General features: G+C 32.7%; 18 protein-coding genes, 1 tRNA gene and 1 pseudogene. 13 read left to right on the top strand and 7 right to left on the bottom strand.

The annotated features are described in order from the left end of the window. The first annotated feature begins 80 nt into the window (after nucleotides 1-80). Nucleotides 81-1382 carry an NtaA/DmoA family FMN-dependent monooxygenase gene (locus HMPREF3131_RS06230; protein ID WP_070436552.1) on the top strand — a complete coding sequence of 434 codons (1302 nt, stop codon included), beginning with the start codon at nucleotides 81-83 and terminating at the stop codon, nucleotides 1380-1382. 78 nt (nucleotides 1383-1460) lie between these two features. Here the strand turns inward: HMPREF3131_RS06230 and HMPREF3131_RS06225 are convergent, their stop codons facing one another. Next, nucleotides 1461-2837, bottom strand: a complete 1377-nt coding sequence (locus HMPREF3131_RS06225) for an amino acid permease (RefSeq protein ID WP_049335269.1) — start codon at nucleotides 2835-2837, stop codon at nucleotides 1461-1463. 307 nt (nucleotides 2838-3144) lie between these two features. Between HMPREF3131_RS06225 and HMPREF3131_RS06220 the strand changes: the two genes are divergently transcribed. From HMPREF3131_RS06220 to HMPREF3131_RS06205, 4 genes are all read left to right on the top strand, one after another. Next, nucleotides 3145-3765: a nitroreductase family protein gene (locus HMPREF3131_RS06220; RefSeq protein ID WP_017174732.1), complete on the top strand. Its 621-nt coding sequence runs from the start codon at nucleotides 3145-3147 to the stop codon at nucleotides 3763-3765. A 208-nt stretch (nucleotides 3766-3973) separates the two neighbouring features. Next, nucleotides 3974-5983 carry a catalase gene (locus HMPREF3131_RS06215; RefSeq protein WP_048680502.1) on the top strand — a complete coding sequence of 670 codons (2010 nt, stop codon included), beginning with the start codon at nucleotides 3974-3976 and terminating at the stop codon, nucleotides 5981-5983. 244 nt (nucleotides 5984-6227) lie between these two features. After that, nucleotides 6228-6761, top strand: coding sequence for a VOC family protein (locus tag HMPREF3131_RS06210; protein ID WP_070436551.1), 534 nt, complete (start codon nucleotides 6228-6230; stop codon nucleotides 6759-6761). A 126-nt stretch (nucleotides 6762-6887) separates the two neighbouring features. Then, complete coding sequence (locus tag HMPREF3131_RS06205; protein ID WP_019835036.1) at nucleotides 6888-7181, top strand: hypothetical protein; 294 nt, start codon at nucleotides 6888-6890, stop codon at nucleotides 7179-7181. Between the two features lie 215 nt (nucleotides 7182-7396). Here HMPREF3131_RS06205 and lip read toward each other — a convergent pair whose 3' ends face one another. The 3 genes from lip to HMPREF3131_RS06190 form a co-directional block, all read right to left on the bottom strand. Then, a complete protein-coding gene (lip, locus tag HMPREF3131_RS06200; protein ID WP_070436550.1) occupies nucleotides 7397-9685 on the bottom strand; it encodes a YSIRK-targeted triacylglycerol lipase in 2289 nt (762 codons plus the stop codon). A gap of 393 nt (nucleotides 9686-10078) precedes the next feature. Next, nucleotides 10079-11590, bottom strand: coding sequence for an MFS transporter (locus HMPREF3131_RS06195; protein WP_048761068.1), 1512 nt, complete (start codon nucleotides 11588-11590; stop codon nucleotides 10079-10081). 152 nt (nucleotides 11591-11742) lie between these two features. Further along, nucleotides 11743-11833 (bottom strand) — tRNA-Lys (locus tag HMPREF3131_RS06190). A 218-nt stretch (nucleotides 11834-12051) separates the two neighbouring features. Between HMPREF3131_RS06190 and HMPREF3131_RS06185 the strand changes: the two genes are divergently transcribed. After that, nucleotides 12052-12924, top strand: a complete 873-nt coding sequence (locus HMPREF3131_RS06185; protein ID WP_048761071.1) for a trypsin-like serine peptidase — start codon at nucleotides 12052-12054, stop codon at nucleotides 12922-12924. 121 nt (nucleotides 12925-13045) lie between these two features. Next, nucleotides 13046-13951 (top strand): hypothetical protein, encoded by a 906-nt coding sequence (locus HMPREF3131_RS06180; protein WP_017174738.1) that lies wholly within the window; start codon nucleotides 13046-13048, stop codon nucleotides 13949-13951. A 26-nt stretch (nucleotides 13952-13977) separates the two neighbouring features. On the opposite strand, the gene HMPREF3131_RS06175 is transcribed toward HMPREF3131_RS06180, so the two are convergent. Both HMPREF3131_RS06175 and HMPREF3131_RS06170 read right to left on the bottom strand, forming a co-directional pair. After that, nucleotides 13978-14853, bottom strand: a complete 876-nt coding sequence (locus HMPREF3131_RS06175; protein WP_070436549.1) for an HTH domain-containing protein — start codon at nucleotides 14851-14853, stop codon at nucleotides 13978-13980. A gap of 118 nt (nucleotides 14854-14971) precedes the next feature. Next, nucleotides 14972-15826: an oxidoreductase gene (locus tag HMPREF3131_RS06170; RefSeq protein ID WP_070436548.1), complete on the bottom strand. Its 855-nt coding sequence runs from the start codon at nucleotides 15824-15826 to the stop codon at nucleotides 14972-14974. A gap of 82 nt (nucleotides 15827-15908) precedes the next feature. Here HMPREF3131_RS06170 and panB point away from each other — a divergent pair, with 82 nt between their 5' ends. The 4 genes from panB (at nucleotide 15909) to HMPREF3131_RS06150 (ending at nucleotide 19005) form a co-directional block, all read left to right on the top strand. Next, nucleotides 15909-16736 (top strand): 3-methyl-2-oxobutanoate hydroxymethyltransferase, encoded by an 828-nt coding sequence (panB, locus tag HMPREF3131_RS06165; RefSeq protein WP_017174741.1) that lies wholly within the window; start codon nucleotides 15909-15911, stop codon nucleotides 16734-16736. Beyond that, nucleotides 16720-17571 (top strand): pantoate--beta-alanine ligase, encoded by an 852-nt coding sequence (panC, locus tag HMPREF3131_RS06160; RefSeq protein ID WP_070436547.1) that lies wholly within the window; start codon nucleotides 16720-16722, stop codon nucleotides 17569-17571. Before panB ends, panC begins: the two co-directional genes overlap by 17 nt. A gap of 5 nt (nucleotides 17572-17576) precedes the next feature. Then, nucleotides 17577-17960: an aspartate 1-decarboxylase gene (gene panD / locus HMPREF3131_RS06155; RefSeq protein ID WP_002449536.1), complete on the top strand. Its 384-nt coding sequence runs from the start codon at nucleotides 17577-17579 to the stop codon at nucleotides 17958-17960. Between the two features lie 235 nt (nucleotides 17961-18195). Beyond that, nucleotides 18196-19005: an alpha/beta hydrolase gene (locus tag HMPREF3131_RS06150; RefSeq protein ID WP_049416069.1), complete on the top strand. Its 810-nt coding sequence runs from the start codon at nucleotides 18196-18198 to the stop codon at nucleotides 19003-19005. 104 nt (nucleotides 19006-19109) lie between these two features. Here the strand turns inward: HMPREF3131_RS06150 and HMPREF3131_RS06145 are convergent, their stop codons facing one another. Next, nucleotides 19110-19781: a M15 family metallopeptidase gene (locus HMPREF3131_RS06145; RefSeq protein WP_017174744.1), complete on the bottom strand. Its 672-nt coding sequence runs from the start codon at nucleotides 19779-19781 to the stop codon at nucleotides 19110-19112. 206 nt (nucleotides 19782-19987) lie between these two features. Here HMPREF3131_RS06145 and HMPREF3131_RS06140 point away from each other — a divergent pair, with 206 nt between their 5' ends. Together HMPREF3131_RS06140 and arsB are read left to right on the top strand one after the other, a co-directional pair. Beyond that, nucleotides 19988-20863, top strand: coding sequence for a hypothetical protein (locus tag HMPREF3131_RS06140; protein ID WP_070436546.1), 876 nt, complete (start codon nucleotides 19988-19990; stop codon nucleotides 20861-20863). Nucleotides 20864-21048: 185 nt separating this feature from the next. Continuing rightward, nucleotides 21049-22337: pseudogene (arsB, locus tag HMPREF3131_RS06135) on the top strand (arsenite efflux transporter membrane subunit ArsB). The last annotated feature ends 173 nt before the right edge of the window (nucleotides 22338-22510 follow it).

Genomic DNA, 22510 nt, shown 5'->3' with positions numbered 1-22510 from the left:
TTGTAAAATTTCAACAATCCATATATGATATATGTAAATTAAAATGACAATTTTGACTTATAACAAAGGGGTTAATGACAATGAAACACATGCATTTATCTGTTTTAGCTTATAGTACAGGTCTACATCCTGCCTCTTGGAGACTACCACATTCATATGTTGAAGAAGTTGGAGATATTAATTTTCAAATTAAGTTAGCGAAATTAGCCGAAAAAGGTAAACTGGATGCTTTCTTTCTAGGAGACGGTCAATATATTTCTGGAGAAGAAACGGGACATATTTCTTATTATTTTGAACCACTAACGGCACTTGCTGCCATTTCACGTGAAACACATTCAATTGGCTTGATAGGTACCATTTCTTCTTCTTTTTATGAACCTTATCTTGCAGCACGTATGCTTTCAAGTTTACATCAAATATCTCATGGGCGTATTGGGGCAAATATTGTAACATCTCAATTTGATTTAGAAGCACAAAACTATTCGATGCAAGCTTTACCACATCTTGAAAAACGATATGAACGAGCAGATGAATTTATTAATGTAATGAAAAAATTATGGGAGTCATTTACGGTAGAGGCTATCGTTAATCACAAAGACTCAGGGATTGGCTTAAATCATCAGTATATTCATCCACTTCATTATCAAGGAAAGTATTTTCAAGTTGCCGGAGCTATTAACATTCCAACACCAAAATATGGTCGACCACGTTTATTTCAAGCAGGAACTTCCATTCCAGGGCGTGATTTAGCAGTACGACACGTGGATGCTATTTTTTCAATTGCATGGAATTTACAAGATGGCCAACAGTTCAGACAAGACATTCATCAACGTGCCATGGAAGCAAATCGTCAAACCCCTCTTGTATTACCAGGTCTCACCGTTTATGTTGATGAGAATGAAGAGGATGCTTATAAACTTAAGCAACAATTAGATGATATGATTCCACTTGAAAAACGCAAAAAACAATTATCTAAAGCCATTGGTCTAGATATAAGTGAATGGAAACTAGATGAAGTCGTACCATCATTACCACCTTATGATGCGTTAGAGAAAAAAGTTGTAAAATCTGTGTATGAAGCTGTACAGCGTGCTGTTATGACCGAACACCTTACCTTACGAGATGTATTAGATCGATTTGGTACTTGGGTAGGACATAAAACGATAGTGGGGACACCGGAACAAGTAGCGGATGAAATGATTGAATGGTTTGAAAAAGGAGCGTGCGATGGTTTTATGTTAATGTCACCAACCTATCCAAACGCATTTGAAAAATTTATTGATTTAGTCATTCCAGTTCTTCAAGCGCGTGGCGTGTTTAGAAAAGAATATGAAAGCCATATGTTAAAAGATCATTTAAATATAAATACAGAGAAACTATAATTAAGCTTCTCTTTTATTTAATAGATATCATTAAAAAAGACTTCCTCCATTAGGGGGAAGTCTAAAATGTTCTTTATATTATTCCATTTTAACTTTCGCTTTGTCTGATTCTTTTTTATATTTTTGATACATAATCCAAAGAATAATTGCCCATACGGGTATAAATAATACTCCAATTCTAGTTGAACTGTTAATTAATAAGATAATAAAGATAAATGCGAAGAAAGCTAGAATCGCAAATGCCATATATTTTCCACCAGGCATTTTGAACTTACTATCTTTGTGTAATTCAGGATTACGTTTGACATAATTTAGATAGGCAATCATGATAAGTGTCCAAATTAAAATATTCAATACTGTTGAAAATATCGTAATTTGCACGAACACTTTTGTTGCATCTTTAAATATTGCATTTAAAATAACTGAAATACTTAATAAACCGCATGTAACTAAAATAGCATAGTGAGGTACACCATGTTTATTTGTTTTATGCAAGAATGGTGGGCCTTGTTTACGACCTGCTAAACCGTACATTGTACGACTATTTGCAAAAATACCACTATTACATGATGAAGCAGCTGCTGTTAAAACGACAAAGTTAATAATACCGGCAGCAAATGGAATACCAATCAGTCCGAATAATTTTACATAAGGACTATCCGCAGGGTTTAGTTTGTCCCAAGGTACTACAGACATAATCACTGCTAATGAGCCAATATAGAAAATTAAAATACGCGCAGGTACATTGTTAATTGCTTGAGGAATCGTTTTGTGTGGGTTTTTAGTTTCCCCAGCTGTAATTCCAATTAACTCAATACCAATAAATGAAAAGATAGCCATTTGGAATGCCATCAAGAACCCTTGAATACCATTCGGGAAAAATCCACCTCTAGACCAAAGGTTCGTTACACTGGCTTGCCCGTAAGAGGTTTTCATTCCAAGCACAATCATCACAATACCAACAATGATTAAGGCTACAATTGTTATCACTTTAATAATTGACAGCCAGAATTCTAACTCTCCAAATAGCTTTGCACTGAATAAGTTCAAAGCGACTAATACTAAGATAGTAAATGCCGCTGTTAGCCAGTTTGGTACTGTTGGATACCAATATGAAACATATTTAGCAACTGCTGTCACTTCTGCCATGCCTGAAATAATCCAAGTTAACCAATACGTCCATCCGACCATAAATCCAGCAATTGGTCCAATATAATGATGGGCAATATCCCCAAATGATTTGAATCCTAAATTTGATAAGAGGATTTCTCCCATTGCTCTCATAAACATAAATAATACAAAACCGACAATAACATAAGTCAATAAAATAGACGGTCCGGCTAAATGTACAGATTCACCTGATCCAAGGAACAATCCTGTACCAATTGCGCCCCCAATAGCGATAAGTTGAATATGTCTATTACTTAACTCTCTTTGCAGTTTATCTTCTGCCATAATTTTCTTCCCTTTCCTGAGTAACCTTATGACTGAAACATTATGACTGAATCCAATACCCTTTGTTATAACATAAATAATTTTTTAAAACTTCAAATTATTTAATTTGTTAAGTTTAAGAATACCCTATTTAGTTAATATTAATCAAATAATAGTTTAATAGATAAGTGTTAATACATTATTAAATATAGTTAATAATGTATTAAATTGAGTATCTTTTTAAATCTATAAGCAAATTACTTCTCTTTATTTTCAATTTATTTAATAATCTAAGTTACGTAATTAAAATATGAAAGTAGGGAAATGAATGAACGATTTTAACGAAATATTAGAAAGTAGAAAATCTGTTAAAGGATTTGATCCAAATTATAAAATTCCACATGACGAAATGAATGAAATCATTAGCAAGGCAACAAAAGCACCTTCATCAGTGAATATGCAGCCATGGCGTTTTGTTGTTGTAGAAAGTGATGAAGCGAAAGCAAAATTACGCCCGTTAATTCGATTTAATACATCACAAAATGATACATCTTCAGCGATGATTGTTATTTTTGGTGATTTACAATGTTATGAGGAAGGCGAATTCATCTATAACAAAGCAGTTGAAGAAGGACATATGCCTCAAGAAGTAAAAGACCAAATATTACCTTTTGTAATGGATACTTACAAAAATAGTTCACGTGAAGTTATGAGTGACATCGTAAAAGTGGATAGTAGTTTAGCTGCGATGCAATTAATGTTAGTTGCAAAACAATATGGCTATGATACGAACCCTATCGGTGGTTTTGAGCATGACAAAATTGGCGAAGCATTCGGATATGATTTAGAACGTTACGTTCCAGTGTTAATCGTTGCGATTGGTAAGAAAGAAAAAGAACCTCATACATCATATAGAATGCCAGTTGATAAGGTAGTAGATTATCAATAATTAAAGTTTAATATAAAATATCAAAAAATATATTTCCATAAACGATTATAAAAGAAAGTTCTTTAAATAAAAATTTATGGGAATATATTTTTTCTTTAAAATGATTAATTCTTTTATAAATGGGAATAACTAACTGTATTCCGTAATAAGGAAACAATGTACATAACAATGTATTTACGATACCAATCTATATCTAGGAGAGATAAGTATGGATCAATCAAACAAAAACAAAAAACAACAACAATTAGATGAGTTAAGAAAAAATAATGATGGTACAGCAATGACTACAAATAGTGGTATGAAAGTAAGTGAAGATGAACATTCACTTACAGTAGGGGATAGAGGTCCGACTTTACTAGAAGACTTCCACTTCCGTGAAAAAATGATGCACTTCGACCATGAACGTATTCCTGAACGTGTGGTACATGCTCGTGGATTTGGGGCACATGGTGAATTCCAAGTGTATGAAGATTTAAGTGAATATACAAGTGCGGATTTCTTAACACACCCTGAAAAAACAACACCTGTCTTTGTGCGTTTCTCTACTGTACAAGGTTCTAAAGGATCTCCAGATACAGTACGTGACATTCGTGGTTTTGCTACTAAATTCTATACTGATGAAGGTAACTTCGATTTAGTAGGTAACAACGCGCCTGTATTCTTTATTCAAGATGCAATTAAATTCCCTGACTTTGTACATGCATTAAAACCAGAGCCACATAATGAAATGCCACAAGGTGGTTCAGCACACGATACATTCTGGGATTTCATTGGTCAAAATCCTGAATCTATGCACGCAGTATTCTGGGCAATGAGTGATAGAGGTATTCCTAAAAACTTCCGTCAACAAGAAGGTTTTGGTGTACACACATTTAGACTTGTAAATAAAGAAGGTCAATCTTACTTTGTTAAATTCCACTGGAAACCTAAACAAGGTTTAGAAAGCTTAGTATGGGATGAAGCACAAATCTTACATGGTAAAGACATTGATTTCCATCGTAAAGATTTATATGAATCAATTGATAAAGGTGACTATCCTGAATGGGAATTAGGCTTACAAATTATCAAACCTGAACAAGAATTTGACTTTGATTTTGATATTTTAGATCCAACTAAATTATGGCCAGAAGATCAAGTACCTGTGAAAATCGTAGGTAAAATGACATTGAACCGTAATGTAGATAACGTTTTTGCAGAAACTGAACAAGTTGCGTTCCACCCTGCGCATATCGTTCCAGGTATTGATTTCTCTAATGACCCATTATTACAAGGTCGTTTATTCTCTTACACAGATACACAAATTTCTCGTCTTGGCGGACCAAACTTTAACCAAATTCCTATTAACCGCCCAGTTGCAGAAGTTCATAATAATCAACGTGATGCAATGCATCAATCATATATTCATCAAGGTCAAACAGCCTACCATAAAAATGGCTTGAACAATAATAACCCTCATACAACACCTAAAGAACAAGGTGGTTTCGAGCATTATCATGAAAAAGTAGAAGGTTATAAAGTACGTCAACGTAGTGATAGCTTCAAAGATTACTATACTCAAGCTAAATTATATAAAAACAGCTTAACTGAAGCAGAACAGCAACATTTAGCCGATGCCTTTTCATTTGAAATTGGTAAATGTAAATCACCAGAAGTAAAACAAAATGCTGTTAATCAAATTAATAAAGTTGATCGTAAATTAGCTGAATACGTAGCAAACAATGTAGGCGTAGAAGTTCCAGCAGAAAATGAAGAAGTGCAATCAGATGCTAAAGATAGCCAATTAACATTAGAAAAATTTGATATTCCATTAAAAGGACACTCTGTAGCAGTGCTTGTAAATGGTGATATTAGCGCTGAAACATTAAAATCATATGCAGAAGTATTTGTTAACAACGACTTAAACTATGCATTTGTTGGACAAACAGCTAAAAATCTTAATGATGATGAAATTGGTATTACTGAAACTTATAGCACAGCAAGTTCAACAGTATTTGATAGTGTAATCGTTCTTTCAGATGGTAAAGAGATGTTACCGACTGCTATTGACTTTGCTGAAATGAGTTATAATCATAAAAAACCTGTTGTAATCACTGAAGAAGCGAAAAATGTATTACAAAGCAATCGTATTGATTTAGATGCGCCTGGTGTTGTAGTCTCTAGCGAACCACAAGCTATCCTTGACGCATTCAAACGTTACAGATATTTCGATAGAAAATAATGAATAAGTTTTTGAAAAAGCCTGAGACATAATGCGTTGTCTTAGGCTTTTTTAATATATTGGCAGTCGATGATTGAATTGAACATGCGTTTGTTCCAAATTTTTTTCAATTGTAGTCTCGGCGTCCAACATACAGACTTTCAATAAGAAAGTCTACGTCCAATGCAAGTTGAAGATACGTTACTGAGGTGAACGACAAATTCAAAATGAATTCTGTCTTGCACCTTTTGATTAAGGAGGAGATATGATGAATCGAGGTATTAATCATATCGGTCTTACGGTTCCTAGTATTGAAGAAGCCACTGCTTTTTTTAAACAGGGACTAGATGGAAAAATTGCATATGATAGTCAAACTAAAAAAGATGAGCCAAGAGGTGGCGAATATGTCGAGCATATCTTAGGGCTAGAAAAAGGAGCTTTAATTATTCATAAACGCATGATGGTGTTTGGTTGTGGTCCTAATATTGAAATGTTTGAATTCCAACACGCGCAACAACATGAACCACAATCACTACAAGATATAGGTTTTACACATATTTCTTTTTATATTGAAAGTGACGCATTTGACCATGTATTAGAGCGTGTGAAACAGGCAGGAGGAGAGCCATTATCTGAACCACATTCTAATACAAAATATGAGGATACAGAGAATAATAAAACCGTTTATATTCGAGCGCCATGGGGAAGCTTAATCGAACTTCAAACTGTACCTAATGGTTTTTACTATCCTGATGATAGTGAAGCGAAGGTATTTATTCCTAAAAGCAATGATGAGTAATAAAATGGACTCAATCATGCATAGAGTTTTTCGACAGTGACGATTTTGTGTATTTTTTCTCGAAACAGGGTAATAAACTAGAAAGCCTAGCAAAAGGTTTAATGACAGTTTAAGGGAGTAGAAAAAATGATTGATATTCAAATTCAAAAATGTGACTTAATTGAAGTCATTGGATCAATAATTAATGAAAAAGTTGAAGTTGAAAATCAAGATGCATGTGAATATTTAGCAACTGAAATTGTGAATGGATTGGAAGATTACAATAGTGAAGAAACTCAAGCCAATAATTTATTAGGCTTGAACAGTGAATTACGTCATGAAGTCAAAGAATCAAATCACGCAAAAAAAGTAATCCTTTCAGCAAATGAAGAAGCATTCTCGTCAAACGATAATAATGTAGATGTACATTCACCTAACTAGATTGAAAAACTTACCACACTTTATAACATCATTTTCTTCTAAATTTTACATAATAAAAAGCACTTCCTAACGAGTGAAAATGTCTTCATCTCATTTGGAGGTGCTTTTATTTATATTAAATTAGAAAAATAATGCTTTAACTATTCTGAAGAAAGAACCAAGTAATTGAAAGAAATCACCAGACATTAGACAACCACCTTTCCATAAAAATGATATTAAGCTTCGTTAGTTGACGTTAGCGCTTCTGTTTGAACTAAATCATCAGCTAAATCATACCAAAACTGTTGTAATTCTTCTCGTGTACGTTTTGTATCTGTACTATCTTGACCCACAAAGTCGACATGATCCCAGTCATGTTTAGTAGGTGTTACTTGCCAAATGCCTTTTTGATTTGTATCTGTTGCTTCTGTATAAGCTTGATTGAAAGGATGTTGAGATGAAATAACAGAGACAAGACCATCATTTTCTCTCCATTCTTTTTCAGTAGCTTTACCAATGACATTAGCAGTAACTGTGAATGGTAAGAAGAGATTGTAATCTGCTTTATATTTACCAAATAATGTAGGGTGTGTTGCTTCGCCTGTATATGTTTTATAAACAATATTTGGATTAAGTGACGTTTTGCGATTAAGATCCGTCGCGCCATCACGTGTTAAATCGTATAGAGCATTATCTTTCGTTTGCCATAACTTAGATGTTTTAGTACGTGAAAGGTATGATAAATAAGATTCATCAGGTTGTTGTTTTAGACCCCATTGAGACAGACCGAAGTCTACTCGAGAGTTTTTATTGCCTAGTCGCTTACCTAAATCAAAGGCGATTTGACGAACGATGGCTTCATTACCTATTTTATCAGAGGCATGTGTACCATTATGTGGTGTGCCTAGTGTTGTGATTGAAGAAACCATATTATCATGATTACCTTGGAATAATGGAGAAATGTCGCCTCCGTGTTCTTTTTGGTATTCAATTTCTTCTTGACTACCATTTCTTAATAATTCTTCTAATTGACGAACAGTTTGGCCTCCCATACTATGACCAACTAGATGCACTTTTTGACCAGGTTGCCAATCTTTATAAACACCTTCGTATGTTTTACCATAGCGTTCATGACCATATCTTTCTGCATGTGCAGCACCATAATCTACAGTACCACCTTTAATATAGTAATAAAGTTCAACAGCACGATCATAGTTACTACCAAACGCACTGATACTTGCTTCATAAGCGTTATAACCATTTTGTTCTAAGTCTTGACGAATGTTTAATTTATCGCCACCCCAATAATGTGATAAAACATTAGGATTAATATCATCTGTAAATCCATTAAAACCATGAACAAGAATAATTGGGTCTTGGTTTTTGTATTGACCTTGTTTAGCAACTTTATTAGTTTGATCTTTTGTTTCTGTTGTACCTTGTTGTTGAGATGTATTATTTGTTGTTGCTACTCCATTGTTAGCTAATGTCTCTATGCCGGCTTGTGAATTTTTTTGATCTTTAGCATCTTTATTTCCAATAGTTTCATTTGTTGTACCATCAATTGAGATCGCTTCATCTTTAGTGTTTAAAGTATTCTCTGTAGGTGTAGTAGAATCTGTTGGTTGTTTAGCTGTCACTGTTTGTTGTGTTTCAGTTGTGTCTACAGTATCATTTGTTTTTCCAGTAGACGGCGCCTCTACATCATTATTTTTTATTGCATCCTGATTTACATTTGAATCTTGTTGAGTTTTTGATGGTGTTAATTCTTTACTCTCTGTTAGAGGTGTTGACTGAGATGTTTTTGTTGAATGACTGTCAGTTGTTTTTGAAGTATTGTCTTTTGTAGATGATGTGTTGGTTTCAGCAGTCGTTGTTTGAGTTGTTGAATGGTCATGAGTTGTTGTTTTCTCTTCTGTCGGACTTTCATTTGTCACGTTTTCTGAAGAGTGAGATTGATTTTTAGTAGTTGACGTTTCAGTTGTGTTATCTTTTTTATCTGAAGTGATTGTGTCTTTTTGAATTGTGTCTTTAGTATTATTTTGAGATTGCTCAGAAAACGCTTTGCTCTCTTTTGTTGAAGATGATTGTGATTCATCTGAAGGAGTTTCTTTAGTTAATGCGTCTTCAGATTGATTTGATTGATGTTTAATAGTTTGATCAGTTAGGTTATGTTCAATTGTTTCTTCATTAGTGTTTAATTGATCAGTATCATCTTTAACTTGAGTTGAAGTTTTATTTTCATTATGTAAGCGTTGTGTTTCATTTTCATTAGTTACTGATTGAGATGTAGAAGTAGCTTGTTCGTCAGATTGAACATTGTCTTGTTGTGTTTCTTGATTATCAGATTGTTTTTTATTATCCCCAATAGATTGTGCTACAGCTGATTCAGGATTTCCCTCTTCCTGATGTGTTTCTGCTGCCTGTGCAGCACCGCCTCCCATAAATAGCAATGTTGCTACTAAAATGGATGATGCACCCACACTGAATTTACGAATACTGTATCTGTTTTCACTTTTTTTCATAAATAGCACCTCTATTAATTGTTTTTTGTTATAAAATATATAGATTAAATAAAAATATTAATTATTGAACGTGGAATAAATCCAAAAAGTTTACTAAATATCGCTTTAATATTTTCCAAAGTAACCATCCTTTCTTAACCGACAATTTAGAAAGCGTTTACAAATGTGATGAAAAATTGTCGTATGTAGAACAGAGCTACATACGAGATTTAACCATCAACGTTGTCTATTGAATGTAAATAGATAGTAACGCTATATGAAAGCGTTGTCAATAATCTGTCACAATTACATAGAGTAAATATACATTTTAAGAGTATATGAAATTGAAATGTGTAATAACATCGTAAACTAAGGAGCGAAACCCTAATAAAGTAAACTGTTCCTTAAAAATCATTACTTGTGTGTATTCAAATGTAACTCGGGGTTTTTAGGCGAACGAGGTGGTGTAATACGTCTCCCTTTTCCAAGAGACATTTGAATAATCGATGATACTAACATAATCGAATTGAAAATAATCATTAGTAGAAATACTTTATGATCAGCATCAATAGCAATATCTTTTATACGCTTAATATAAATTGAAGTGTTTGTAATATTTTCTGTATAAACAGATTGTGTTCCTTTTTGAATATTATATTTAATCAGATAGGCAATCACTGGAACAAGAAATGCTGCCGCGTAGTTACGTATTGTGTGCATCGTTTGAGAACGCTGACCAGCTTGAAGTAAATCGCCATCTAATAATGTTGCCATAGCACCACTTACAAGTGTCATACTTGCACCAAAACCAAGTAGGAAACCTTGAATGTAAAGTAAATGAATATTTACGATATCATGTAAAATCATCCAATGAACACTGACATAAAGTAACGCTGATGAGCCTAATGTGCCTAAAACACCAGCTCCTACTGCACTATAGATAAACATTTTAATCAATCCTGTCACAATGACACCTATGAAAAAGAATAAATAAAAGTGTAAAGATATAGTGAAAGGTAATTTTAAGATTCTAATTATATACACATTAATTCCTGCAATACCACATAATAAGGCTAAATGTGAAGATATAGCCATTGTTGCACCAACAAGTGGTTTCTTTGTTAATAACGTTTTAAAGTGAACAAATGGATGTTTTGCTTCATGATTAAAGACTACAAAATTTACAATGAATAAAATTGCTATAATTAGGATAGGCCAGACCCAGAGAGACCCGTACCCTTTTTGTGTAAGCATCCCCATCGGTAGCGTAAGAGCAATCGTACTAAGAACTAATGAAATAATCATAGGACGACTAATATGAATAGGTTCAGAATGTTGATATTCTTCTTTTGTTAAGAATATTGAACCTAAAATAAGACATAAGATAGCTGAAATAATATTAATAATAAAGATCCAATGCCAACGATCTAATTCTAAAGATAGACTACCTGATAGACCTCCCAATGCATTTGCGCCAAATAAACCTACAATAACCATTAATAAGAATACATTGCGGTATTGTTTAGGGAAATTGAGAAAGAGTTTTGGTAAAAGTGTGAAGAATAAGACGCCGGTACTTAAACTTTGTAACCCTTTAGCAATAGATAAAATAATTAAGTCGAAGGAAAAAAGCCCAATAATCGAGCCGATTAAAAATAGAGTTACAAAGAATAAAAAATTACGTCTAAACCCGAATTTGTGTGTCAATGTATGTCCAAGTGGCACGCCAAGTGCAAAGGCAAAGTTAGCAATCACAGAAGGTATAATGAGATATTGAGAACCTATACCAAATGATGTTTGTAAAATACCTTGATTTAAACTATAAGCCAAATTTGAAAAATATTGTGAACCAATGCCGAAGATAGTTAGTATGCCAAGTATTGATATTTCTAGCATTTTTCCTTTTTTAGATGACCAAAAGTCCATTTTTTTCACTCCGATATATGAATATGGTGTATCGTCATTTCGCAACTTAACTATTGTACTCTTATAAATGGGAAAAATAAATAAGAGTGTTTTATATATAAAATATGAAATAAAAAGAAACCTAAGAATTTAATCTTAGGTTTCTTAGATAGCGGAGGGAGAAGGATTTGAACCAACGCGAGCTAAAAGCTCCTACTAACCATAAAATGGTTAGCCTCTTAAGCCAGGCTTGAGTATCCCTCCATAATTTTACTTTAATACTATACTATATATTTTGAAGTTTGTAAAGAAAAATATTTTTTATGTAAATAATTTATAAATGTACATTAAAGTTAAAAATAAATTGTTTTATAAAAAAGACGCATACTGTCCTTTGTTTGTTTTATAATATTGATGTACATATTTTATTTTAAACATAAAACCAATTCATTTTTAAATGGAAGAAAGCAGGGGACAAATTAATGCTAAAATCTAAATTTGGTAAATCATTAGTAGCGAGTGTCGTTATTGGTGCCAGTGTACTAGGATATTCTGCCCAACATCAAGAGGCTAAAGCTGTAGAAACCAACTATTATTATGACGGGATACAAAGAGGATCATATCAAGCGTATTTAAAAGCGAAAAAAATTAGTAACAGCAGTATTTCAATCCAACGCTATCCAAATGCCTCACAAAATAATTTAAAGGCGATTGGCCGTGTATCTAATTTAAATGGCTGGAAAAAAGGCTCTCGCGATGCATCTGTAAGAAAGCAAGATTCTATGGGAACAGGAACAGTGATTGGGGCACATACATTTGTAACCAATGCACATGTTATCGATGATCAATATGGTCGTGCAGCGGCTCCGAAATATATTAAATTTCAAATGAATCGTGATGGAAGTCGTATGCCATATGTTTTCCAAGCAACAGAAGTGATTAAAGTACCACAATATGATATTGCAGTGGTTCACACAAAACAAAATATGTCTAAATATGTGAAACCAGTTAAAATTGCAACGGATTCAGAGATTAAACAATTGAAATTCAATTCGCCACTTTATTCATTAGGATATCCATGGCAATATAACGACAACACAAAAGCGTATTTTAATAAACTTCGTGTAACTCAATTCTCAACAAATGGTACAGAGATTCAAACGAAAGATATTTTTAGATCAGGTGCTTCAGGCTCACCAATGTTAAATAGTACATTTACAAAAATGTATGGCTTAAGAACATATGGATATAACTTAATGGGTGGTTCAACGGATGCTTATGCTAAACAAGAAATGTCTGGTGGCGAATCGTTTAAAGGATATGCTGGTCGTTTCGTACGTCAACATATTAAGTAATTAATATAAAAAGTACATGCTTTAGATAATGAAGTGTGTACTTTTTCATAACGACATACAGTGTCTGTTTAATATTGTAAGTTAAGGTATATATTTTTTTATTTTAAAAGGAGCGAAACAAATGAAGAAACATTACTTAGCTATCGGCGCTATAACGGCGACAACTTTACTTGCAGGTTGTGATTTAGGAGATATGATTGGGCTCAATAATTCTAGTGAAAAATCAGAACATACGACATCACAAAGTAACCAATCATCAAATAAAAACACTTCAGATAATGATAACAATAATACCCAACAAGATAGTAATAAAAGTTCAAATGATAACAATCAACAAGAAAATAAAACAAATAGTAATGTCGACAACTTATCTCAAGCTGAAAAAGTAGCGTTAGCTTTAAATGATCCTTCAGTGTCAGATTATGCTATTAACGCAAATGAATTAAGAAATCATAGTTATCTTGAACAAGGAAATGTGAGTAAAATTCATAAAAATATTGATACATACAAACTAGCTTCTATGGATTATCCTATTAATGGTTCACCATCTGGAATGGTATTTTACAGCGCATCTCCTTCGAGAGGAGCTTTTGTAACAGTTATTGGAGTAAGTAACGATAAAGTACTCGTGGCAGGTACACAATACGATGCAAACTATCAACAATTAAGAGATAACGGTAAAGAATTGGATGTAAGTACATTATATGATAAATATAATAATTCTGATTATGAAGAAATAGCAAAACAAATAGTATTTGCAGGAAGTCAAAGATCGTTAAATACTGATTCTGACGAATCTTCATCTACTGAAAAGGTAACACGTGCAAACGTCATTGATAAGGTAGAAGATTATGAAGGTCATCAATTAGATACAGAGACGTACACATATAAAGAACCAGAACAAGATGAAAACGGAGATTGGGGCTTCTCAATTTTAGATAAAAATGGAGATTTAGTTGGCTCATATATCGTTACTTCTGACGGTATAGTGACAAAATATGATGAACACGGAGATCCAATTGATTAATAAAAAGCAACAGCTGATTTTAATGGTCAGCTGTTGTTTTCTGTGTAAGTACGTTTAATTTCATCTAAACGGTCAATAAAACTATCGATATATGATTCCGGAGCGATAATTTTTGCTAAAGGAGCAAGTTGATAAGCAATGTAATAAGCATCAAACCGTGTGCAATTTACCCATGCCAAAATGGTGTCTTCATTACGTGAAACAATCTCTTTAATTGAAAATTGTTGTTTAAATTGATTCCAAATGGTTGTACTCGTTTCAAATAATACTGCATTATTCGCGAAGTCTTTAGAAAATTTTGTATCTAGAACGTGTAAGGATTGTATCGATTTCAAAGAAACGGTATGTATTTTATGTTGAAATTCGTAAGTAAACCAATAATCATAATGCATATACAAAATAGATAATGGTTTAATAGTCATTTTGTTATGATCTACTTCAATACGCACTCTATGTTTATTGACGATTGCTTTTTGAAGGTCCATTAATATTTTTCCAGGAAGTAAATCATCACGTACTTTGAATTGATGTAACATCGTCATCAAAATATGTTTATCTTCTATTCTGACAGACGACATCGCATGTAAGAAAAATTTGTAAATATCGTAATGAAGAATAGGTGTGAGACTTTGTAACTTAATGAGTAAACTTAGTACACCAAGACTTTGTTTGTTCGTAGTATCATGGGTGAGTTCATAACCACCTAATTGATAATTATAGACAATTTTAGTATGATTGCTTCTCCAAAAATGACTTTCATAAAAAAATGTATTAATTGTATTAATATCACGTTGAATAGATTTTTTGCTGACATTTGTAAAGCGATCTAAGTCTTCTTGAGTGACAACATGACCATTTAATAATAATGTCAAAATATTAAGTATACGTGTTGCTTTATCCAAAGATATATCTCCCTTTTATTAAAGTGAAAAATTTTTCAAAAATAATTATATAGCTTGTAATAGAGTTTGTTACTATATAATTTGACAAAATATTAATAGTTAAACATTGATTTTAACATTAATATTGAATGGATAAAGAATGGTGAGACCGTAATAATGCATAAACTGTATCTAACGATGGCGTAGAGAGGTGATGTGTTCTAGCCTTACGGTAAATAAAACCTTGAATTGCTTCTACTTCAAGGGGCTGATGATTTATAACATCATAATACATACTTGTCCCCATATGATCTGGATAACCAGCATAGATATGCATAATATCTTCAACAATCGTGTCGGGTAATGTAATACCTTCTGCCATAGCGACTTGTTTACCTTCTTCTAATAAGCGTGTGCATAATTGATAGACTTCTGAAATTTTTAAAATTTGTGCAGTGTTGCCACCTAAAGCAGTAATCGAATTAATACCAAGATTGACAAGTAATTTATACCAAATCGTTGTTTCTATGTGATCTTCTAATATAAGTTCTATTTTAGTATGTTCTAAATAGTGTTTAAGTTGTTCAGTACGACGATCATGCTGAATATGCAAACGGTAATCTCTGAAATGGATTACTTCATCGTCTTTTTTCTGCCCACTAATATAGACCACAGCTTGGTAGACATATTTAAATGGTAAAGTTGAACGTAAACCATATCCATTTTGAGCTAAAATAATCGTTGTCTCCTCATGAGTAAGACGGTTTAAGTCTGGAACTAAAGATTCAAGTTGATGCGTTTTGACTGCCACGATAATCACATCGAAGGAGTTAGTCATAGACTTAATATCTTTAACAATGACATGTTGATTTGCAGGTTGAAAGTGAATGGACTTATTTGTTCTTCCAAGTAATGTGATATGAGGTAATACTTGTTGTAATTCGTAGGCAATCGTCGTACCTACAGCGCCTGGTCCAATAATCGCAATACGCATTTATAACTTTCCTTTCTTTAAAATATTACATATAATTATACGTGATATTATTGAGATAATGTTATAGGAGATCGATAAAATAATGAAAAATTTGTCAAAACTTATGGAAATGAAGCAAAATGGTACAAAAATTTCAATGGTTACAGCATACGATTATCCAAGTGCAAAACAAGCGCAACAAGCCAATATTGATATGATTCTAGTTGGTGATTCGCTAGGAATGACAGTTTTAGGTTATGATACAACCACTCAAGTTACTTTAGATGATATGATTCATCATGGTAAAGCTGTTCGTCGAGGCGCCGATGATACATTTATCGTTGTAGACTTACCTATCGGAGCGGTAGGCGTAAGTGCGGAACATGATTTAAATCATGCGATAACGTTATATCAACAAACCAATGCGAATGCATTAAAAGCAGAAGGTGCCCATTTAACTGACTTCATTAAAAAATCGACACAAATGGGTATTCCAATTGTTGCACATCTTGGTTTAATGCCACAAAGTGTCGGTGTTATGGGTTACAAGTTACAAGGTGGTACAAAAGACGCAGCAGAACAACTTATTCGTGATGCACATGCCGTTCAAGAAGCAGGTGCAGTGGCGTTAGTATTAGAAGCTATTCCAAGTGACTTAGCTGGATTAATTAGTAAACAATTAGACATTCCAGTTATTGGTATTGGGGCAGGTAAAGATACAGACGGACAAGTATTGGTGTATCACGATATGTTAAATTATGGCGTAGAACGTTATGCTAAATTCGTAAAACAGTTTGCAGATTTATCTGTAGGCATTGATGGTATGAAGCAATATGATAAAGAAGTGAAAGCAGGAGCATTTCCTGCAGAAGCACATACGTATAAGAAAAAAGTATTAGATGAGGTTAATAAAAATGACACAAGTAATTAATACTGTAAAAGAGATGCAAACAATCGCACAACGCATAAAAGCGTCTGGTCAATCAATAGGTTTCATTCCAACAATGGGTGCGCTTCATGAAGGACATTTAAGTATGATGCGACGTTCAGTTGAAGAAAACGATGTGACAGTCATTAGTGTATTTGTAAACCCATTACAATTTGGACCTAATGAAGATTATGATGCATATCCTCGCCAAATTGATAAGGATGTTTCTTTAGTTAAAGCTATTCATGTCGATTATGTATTCCATCCTTCCGTTGAAGAGATGTATCCAGATGAATTAGGCATCACATTAAAGGTGGGACGTCTAGGGGAAGTCTTAGAAGGCCCACAACGTCCTGGACATTTTGATGGTGTCGTTACAGTAGTTAATAAATTATTTAATATCGTAAGTCCTAATAAAGCCTATTTTGGTAAAAAAGATGCACAACAATTAGCAATTATTGAGAAAATGGTAAAAGATTTTAATCATCCTATTGAAATTGTCGGCGTCGATATAGTACGTGAAGACGATGGACTGGCGCGTAGTTCTCGGAATGTGTATTTAACTGATGAAGAACGTAAAGAAGCGGTTCATTTAAGTAAAAGTTTAACATTAGCAAAAGATATGTATGAAGAAGGTGAACGTCGAAGTCATATGCTTGTAGGTGCAATAAAAACATACTTACAAGAACATACAAGCGGTCATATCGACGAAGTCGCAATTTATAGTTATCCTGAACTTGAAGTTGTTAATGAAATAAATGGGCAAATTTTTATCGCTTTAGCTGTGAAATTTTCTAAAGCACGTTTAATAGATAATATTATTTTAGGGAGTAAATAGAGAAAATGATTAGAACAATGATGAATAGTAAAATTCATAGAGCACGTGTCACAGAATCCAATTTAAATTATGTAGGAAGTATTACGATCGATGCCGATATTTTAGATGCGGTTGATATTCTTCCAAATGAAAAGGTTGCTATTGTAAACAATAATAATGGAGCACGTTTCGAAACATATGTGATTGCGGGTGAACGTGGTAGTGGAAAAATTTGTCTCAATGGTGCTGCATCTCGCTTAGTAGAAGTAGATGATATTGTTATTATTATGACTTATGTACAGTTGGACGAACGTGAATTAATCGATCATGCACCTAAAGTAGCGATTATGAACGAAAATAATGAAATAATTCAAATGATTCATGAAAAAGAAAATACAATAATTAAGTAATTAAGTGAGCGTGCAGTCTTAAAGAGATTATTTTGGAAAGACTAGCACGCTTTTTATATATTAAGAGTATAGAGTTATGGGTTTTTTAGAAAGTTTTGATGCATAGTGATGTTATTATGGGAAAAATAAGAGGAAAACCATCAAACGAAATAAGAATATTAAGAGGTTTTATATGTGTTTATTCTAATTAACGAAGGGTAGATACGAGTAAAGGTAAATAAAAGGGATGATAGAAATGAATTATATAAAATATTTAGAATCAAAAGATGGAACTAAACTCTATACAAAGGTTAATGAAGTTAAAGAAAGTAAAGCAAATATTATAATTGCACATGGTCTTGCAGAGCATCTAGACCGTTATGATGAATTGGTCGCGTTTTTAAATGAGCATCATTATAATGTCGTTCGTTTTGATCAACGTGGTCATGGGCGTTCTGAAGGTAAGAGAGTATTTTATAGTCATGTGGATGAAATCATTGATGACTTGGATAGGATAATTAACTACACTAAGGAGAATTATAGTGGAAGAGTATTTTTAATCGGACATAGTATGGGAGGTTACGCGGTAACTTTATTTGGTACCAAATACCCTAATAAAGTAGATGGCATTATTACTTCTGGCGCACTAACGCGCTATAATAAACGTACATTCGGAGAGCCAGATAAAAATATTTCAGCAGATACATATGTCAAAAATGAACTGGAAGACGGTGTTTGTTCTGACGAAGAAATTATCCAAAAATATAGAGATGATGATTTAGTCGCTAAAGAGATTTCTATAGGCCTCATATTTACCCTGATGGATGGTATTGCCTATCTAAAAGAACATCCAAGCCATTTTATAGATCCAGTACTCATCTTACATGGTAAAGAAGATGGTCTCGTAAGCTATAAAGATTCTATCGATTTATATAATGAAATTGCTTCTAAGAAAAAGTCTCTGTATATTTATGAAAATTTACAACATGAAATTTTCAATGAGTCGTCATATAATCAAAGTATTTTTAGAGATATCATTGATTGGTTGGATAGTAAAAATAGATAAAATATGATGTTTGACGTGAAACAATGAAGTTAATATTAAAACAACCATGAGTAGGAGTATTCTCACTCATGGTTTTTAATTGACTAATAATATGTGTGGCGAAGTTATTTTAATCCTACATATTCTTCTAAAGTTTTACCAGATTGATATACTTTGGTTGCAGTATCTTTTCCTAAATAACGTAAATGCCATGGTTCGTATTGATAACCAGTAATTTTTTCTTTTCCTTTAGGATATCTCACGATAAAGCCGTATTTATGTGCGTTTTTCGCAATCCATTGACCTTCTTTTGTTTTTCCGAAACTTGCATATAAGTTTTTATCTGAATTAACGCCACCGATGTCAAATGTAAGACCTGTTTGATGTTCTGAGTAGCCAGGACGTGCGCTATATTTATCTGCAGCTTTTTTACCATCGCGTGCAGCATAACGATTGTATAGTTGAACTTGAGTAGGATAACTTCTGTAGCCACTCATTTTGTATAAGTTAATACCCTCTTTTTGTGCAGCACTAAATAATTGTTGTAAGGCTTGTTGGGCTTTTGGATCTTCACCAGGATTATAATTTGAAGGAAGACCTATATTTTTATTTACAATTAAAATACCATCGATATATGTACGACCCTCTTTAATAACTTTTTTATGTTTTTGTTGATTGTCATCACTTTTATTAGTTTGAGATGTTTGTTTAGTATTATTTTCATTTTCATCATTACTATGTGAGCAAGCTGAAAGTAATAAAGCGCTTGTCATTAGGACTGCAGAGAATTTTTTCATGCTTAAACTCCTTTAAATTTTAATTACTATAAACAATAATGAAACATTGTACACAGTGTAACATAGTTTTTTAATTATATAAGACGCAACTTTTATGAAAAAAAGTGGTATTTTAACAAAATTTATATTTATCTTCCCCTTCAAATAATGTATAAATAATGTATAGTATATTAGTAAAATAAGAAGAATGTATGAGGGGCCAATAGATGAAAAAATTTTTATTTTTGGGTAGTATCATGATGATGTTATTAGCTGCTTGTAGTACGCATGAATCTTCAAAAGAAGATAATAAATCAAAATCAAATCAAAATAACGTTCAAAAAGCTAAAAAGAACGAATCAGATAAAAAAGATGAAACGTCATTAACCAATACGTCTAAATTATCAACGAAAAAACGATTAGCATTAGCATTCTGTATTGATGGTGTCGATCAATATACATTGACTAAAAATGAAATTCTAACTGGAATTTATGAATATAGATTACCTACGGGCAAACATAATTATAAATTAGTTGATTTTACATTAGTTAAAGTGAAACAACCAGTAAAACATGCACCAAAACATATGCAGTTCTTTACGGTTTATCCAGATAAAAGTACCTATCAAGCGCTAATTGGAGTTAATAAAGATACAGTTTATGTAGGACGTATGCAAAAAGGTACATTGGATTATAACGATTTACTTGATAAAGGAAAAGAAGCTAGTTTAGAAGAAGTATATAAACATAATAAAGATAATAAAGCTTTACCAGAACTTATAAGTAAAATGCATATTTCAAACTCGTTACCTGATAGTGCTAATGATAATGGGAATCCGTTAGCTTCAAATGATTTAGAAAAATCTGGTAGTGTAAATACGCGTTATCGTAACGAAGTGTATCAATTAATTTCTGATTTTGATGACGTAGAATTAAAAAAATCAGGTTATTTATGGGATGATGTCAAAATGACAGATCATAATGGTAACTGGATTGTGAACTATCGTAACAAAAAAGGCGAGATTCTAGGTACATATAGAATGAAACACGGAAAAATTCAAAAATTAGATGAAAATGGAAAAGTGGTAAAAGAAGAAAAATAAATGAATTGTTAATAAAACGTTGTGAGATGTTTAAATTAAGACATTTTACAACGTTTTTCTTTTTATTATGATACGATGAATAAGATTGTAGGAGGTTCGGAGCAAATGAAATATAAAAATACAACATTTCATTTTTCTAGGGATACATGGCAGTATTTAAAGCATAAAAGTGGTGATGATAGATGATGACTTTTTTAGCCATTACCATTTTTGTACTCACATTAATTTTTGTAATTTGGCAACCCAAAGGATTAGATATTTCGATTACTGCTGTAATTGGTGCAGTTGTAGCACTTCTGACGGGCGTAGTAGGATGGTCAGATGTTATGGAAGTGACGAGTATAGTATGGAATGCAACGCTAACATTTGTGGCTATTATTCTTATTTCACTTATTTTAGATGAAATTGGCTTTTTTGAATGGGCAGCACTTCATATGGTAAAGGCATCTCAAGGCGATGGACGAAAGATGTTTATTTTCATTATGATACTTGGAGCGATAGTAGCAGCATTTTTTGCGAATGATGGGGCAGCACTTATTCTCACTCCTATAGTATTAGCAATGGTACGTCACTTAGGTTTCAAAGAAAAGATGATATTTCCATTTATTATCGCCAGTGGTTTTATTGCGGATACTACATCTTTACCGTTTACAGTGAGTAATTTAGTAAATATTGTTTCAGCAGATTATTTTAATATTGGATTTGTAGAATATTTAAGTCGTATGATACTTCCAAATATATTTTCATTAATCGCAAGTATTATTGTATTGTGTCTTTATTTTAAAAAGGCAATGCCAAAGCAAGTGGATATAAAAAAATGAAGGCACCTCAATTAGTTATTAAAGATGCTTCATTATTCCGTATATCGTGGTTCGTATTAGTTTTATTACTTATAGGTTATATGATGAGTGAGTTTGTTCGTGTGCCTGTCTCTATTATTGCAGGTAGTATTGCTCTTATTTTTCTTATTTTAGCGGCGAAATCGAATGCTGTTCCAGTTAGAAAAGTTGTAAAAGGCGCACCATGGAATATTGTTATATTTTCACTGGGAATGTACTTAGTTGTCTTTGGTTTGAAAAACGTGGGAATCACTCATGTGTTAGGTCATATATTTTCAAATATCGCGCATCAAGGTTTATTTACTAGTATTATGGGTGTTGGTTTTATCTCAGCTATACTCTCTTCAATAATGAATAATTTACCTACCGTACTCATTGATGCGATTGCCATTCATCAATCAGCAGTTACTGATGTACTCAAAGAGGGAATGATATATGCTAACGTAATAGGTTCAGATTTAGGACCTAAAATTACACCGATTGGTTCTTTAGCTACATTGTTATGGCTTCATGTTTTAGCTCAAAAAGGAATTAAAATATCATGGGGCACCTATTTTAAAACAGGTATCGTTATTACCCTTCCAGTTTTATTCATGACCTTACTAGGTTTATATTTAACATTAAAATTGATATAGACAGACTTATTAAAAAGAAGCCAAAAATGATATGATTTTTGGCTTTTGTTATATAAAACAAAAAGTTTAAAATTATTAAAAATGTAATATTATCATTTTTGTTTAAATAGGTTATGATAAATTATATATATTTTGATTTTTGATTCATATGTAATGAATAACAAGGGGATGAC

Origin of the sequence: Staphylococcus sp. HMSC14C01 (genome assembly GCF_001808085.1) — a bacterium.
Lineage (GTDB): Bacteria > Bacillota > Bacilli > Staphylococcales > Staphylococcaceae > Staphylococcus > Staphylococcus hominis.
The sequence above is the reverse complement of the archived record's forward strand: the minus strand, read 5'-3'. Positions and strand labels throughout refer to the sequence as shown.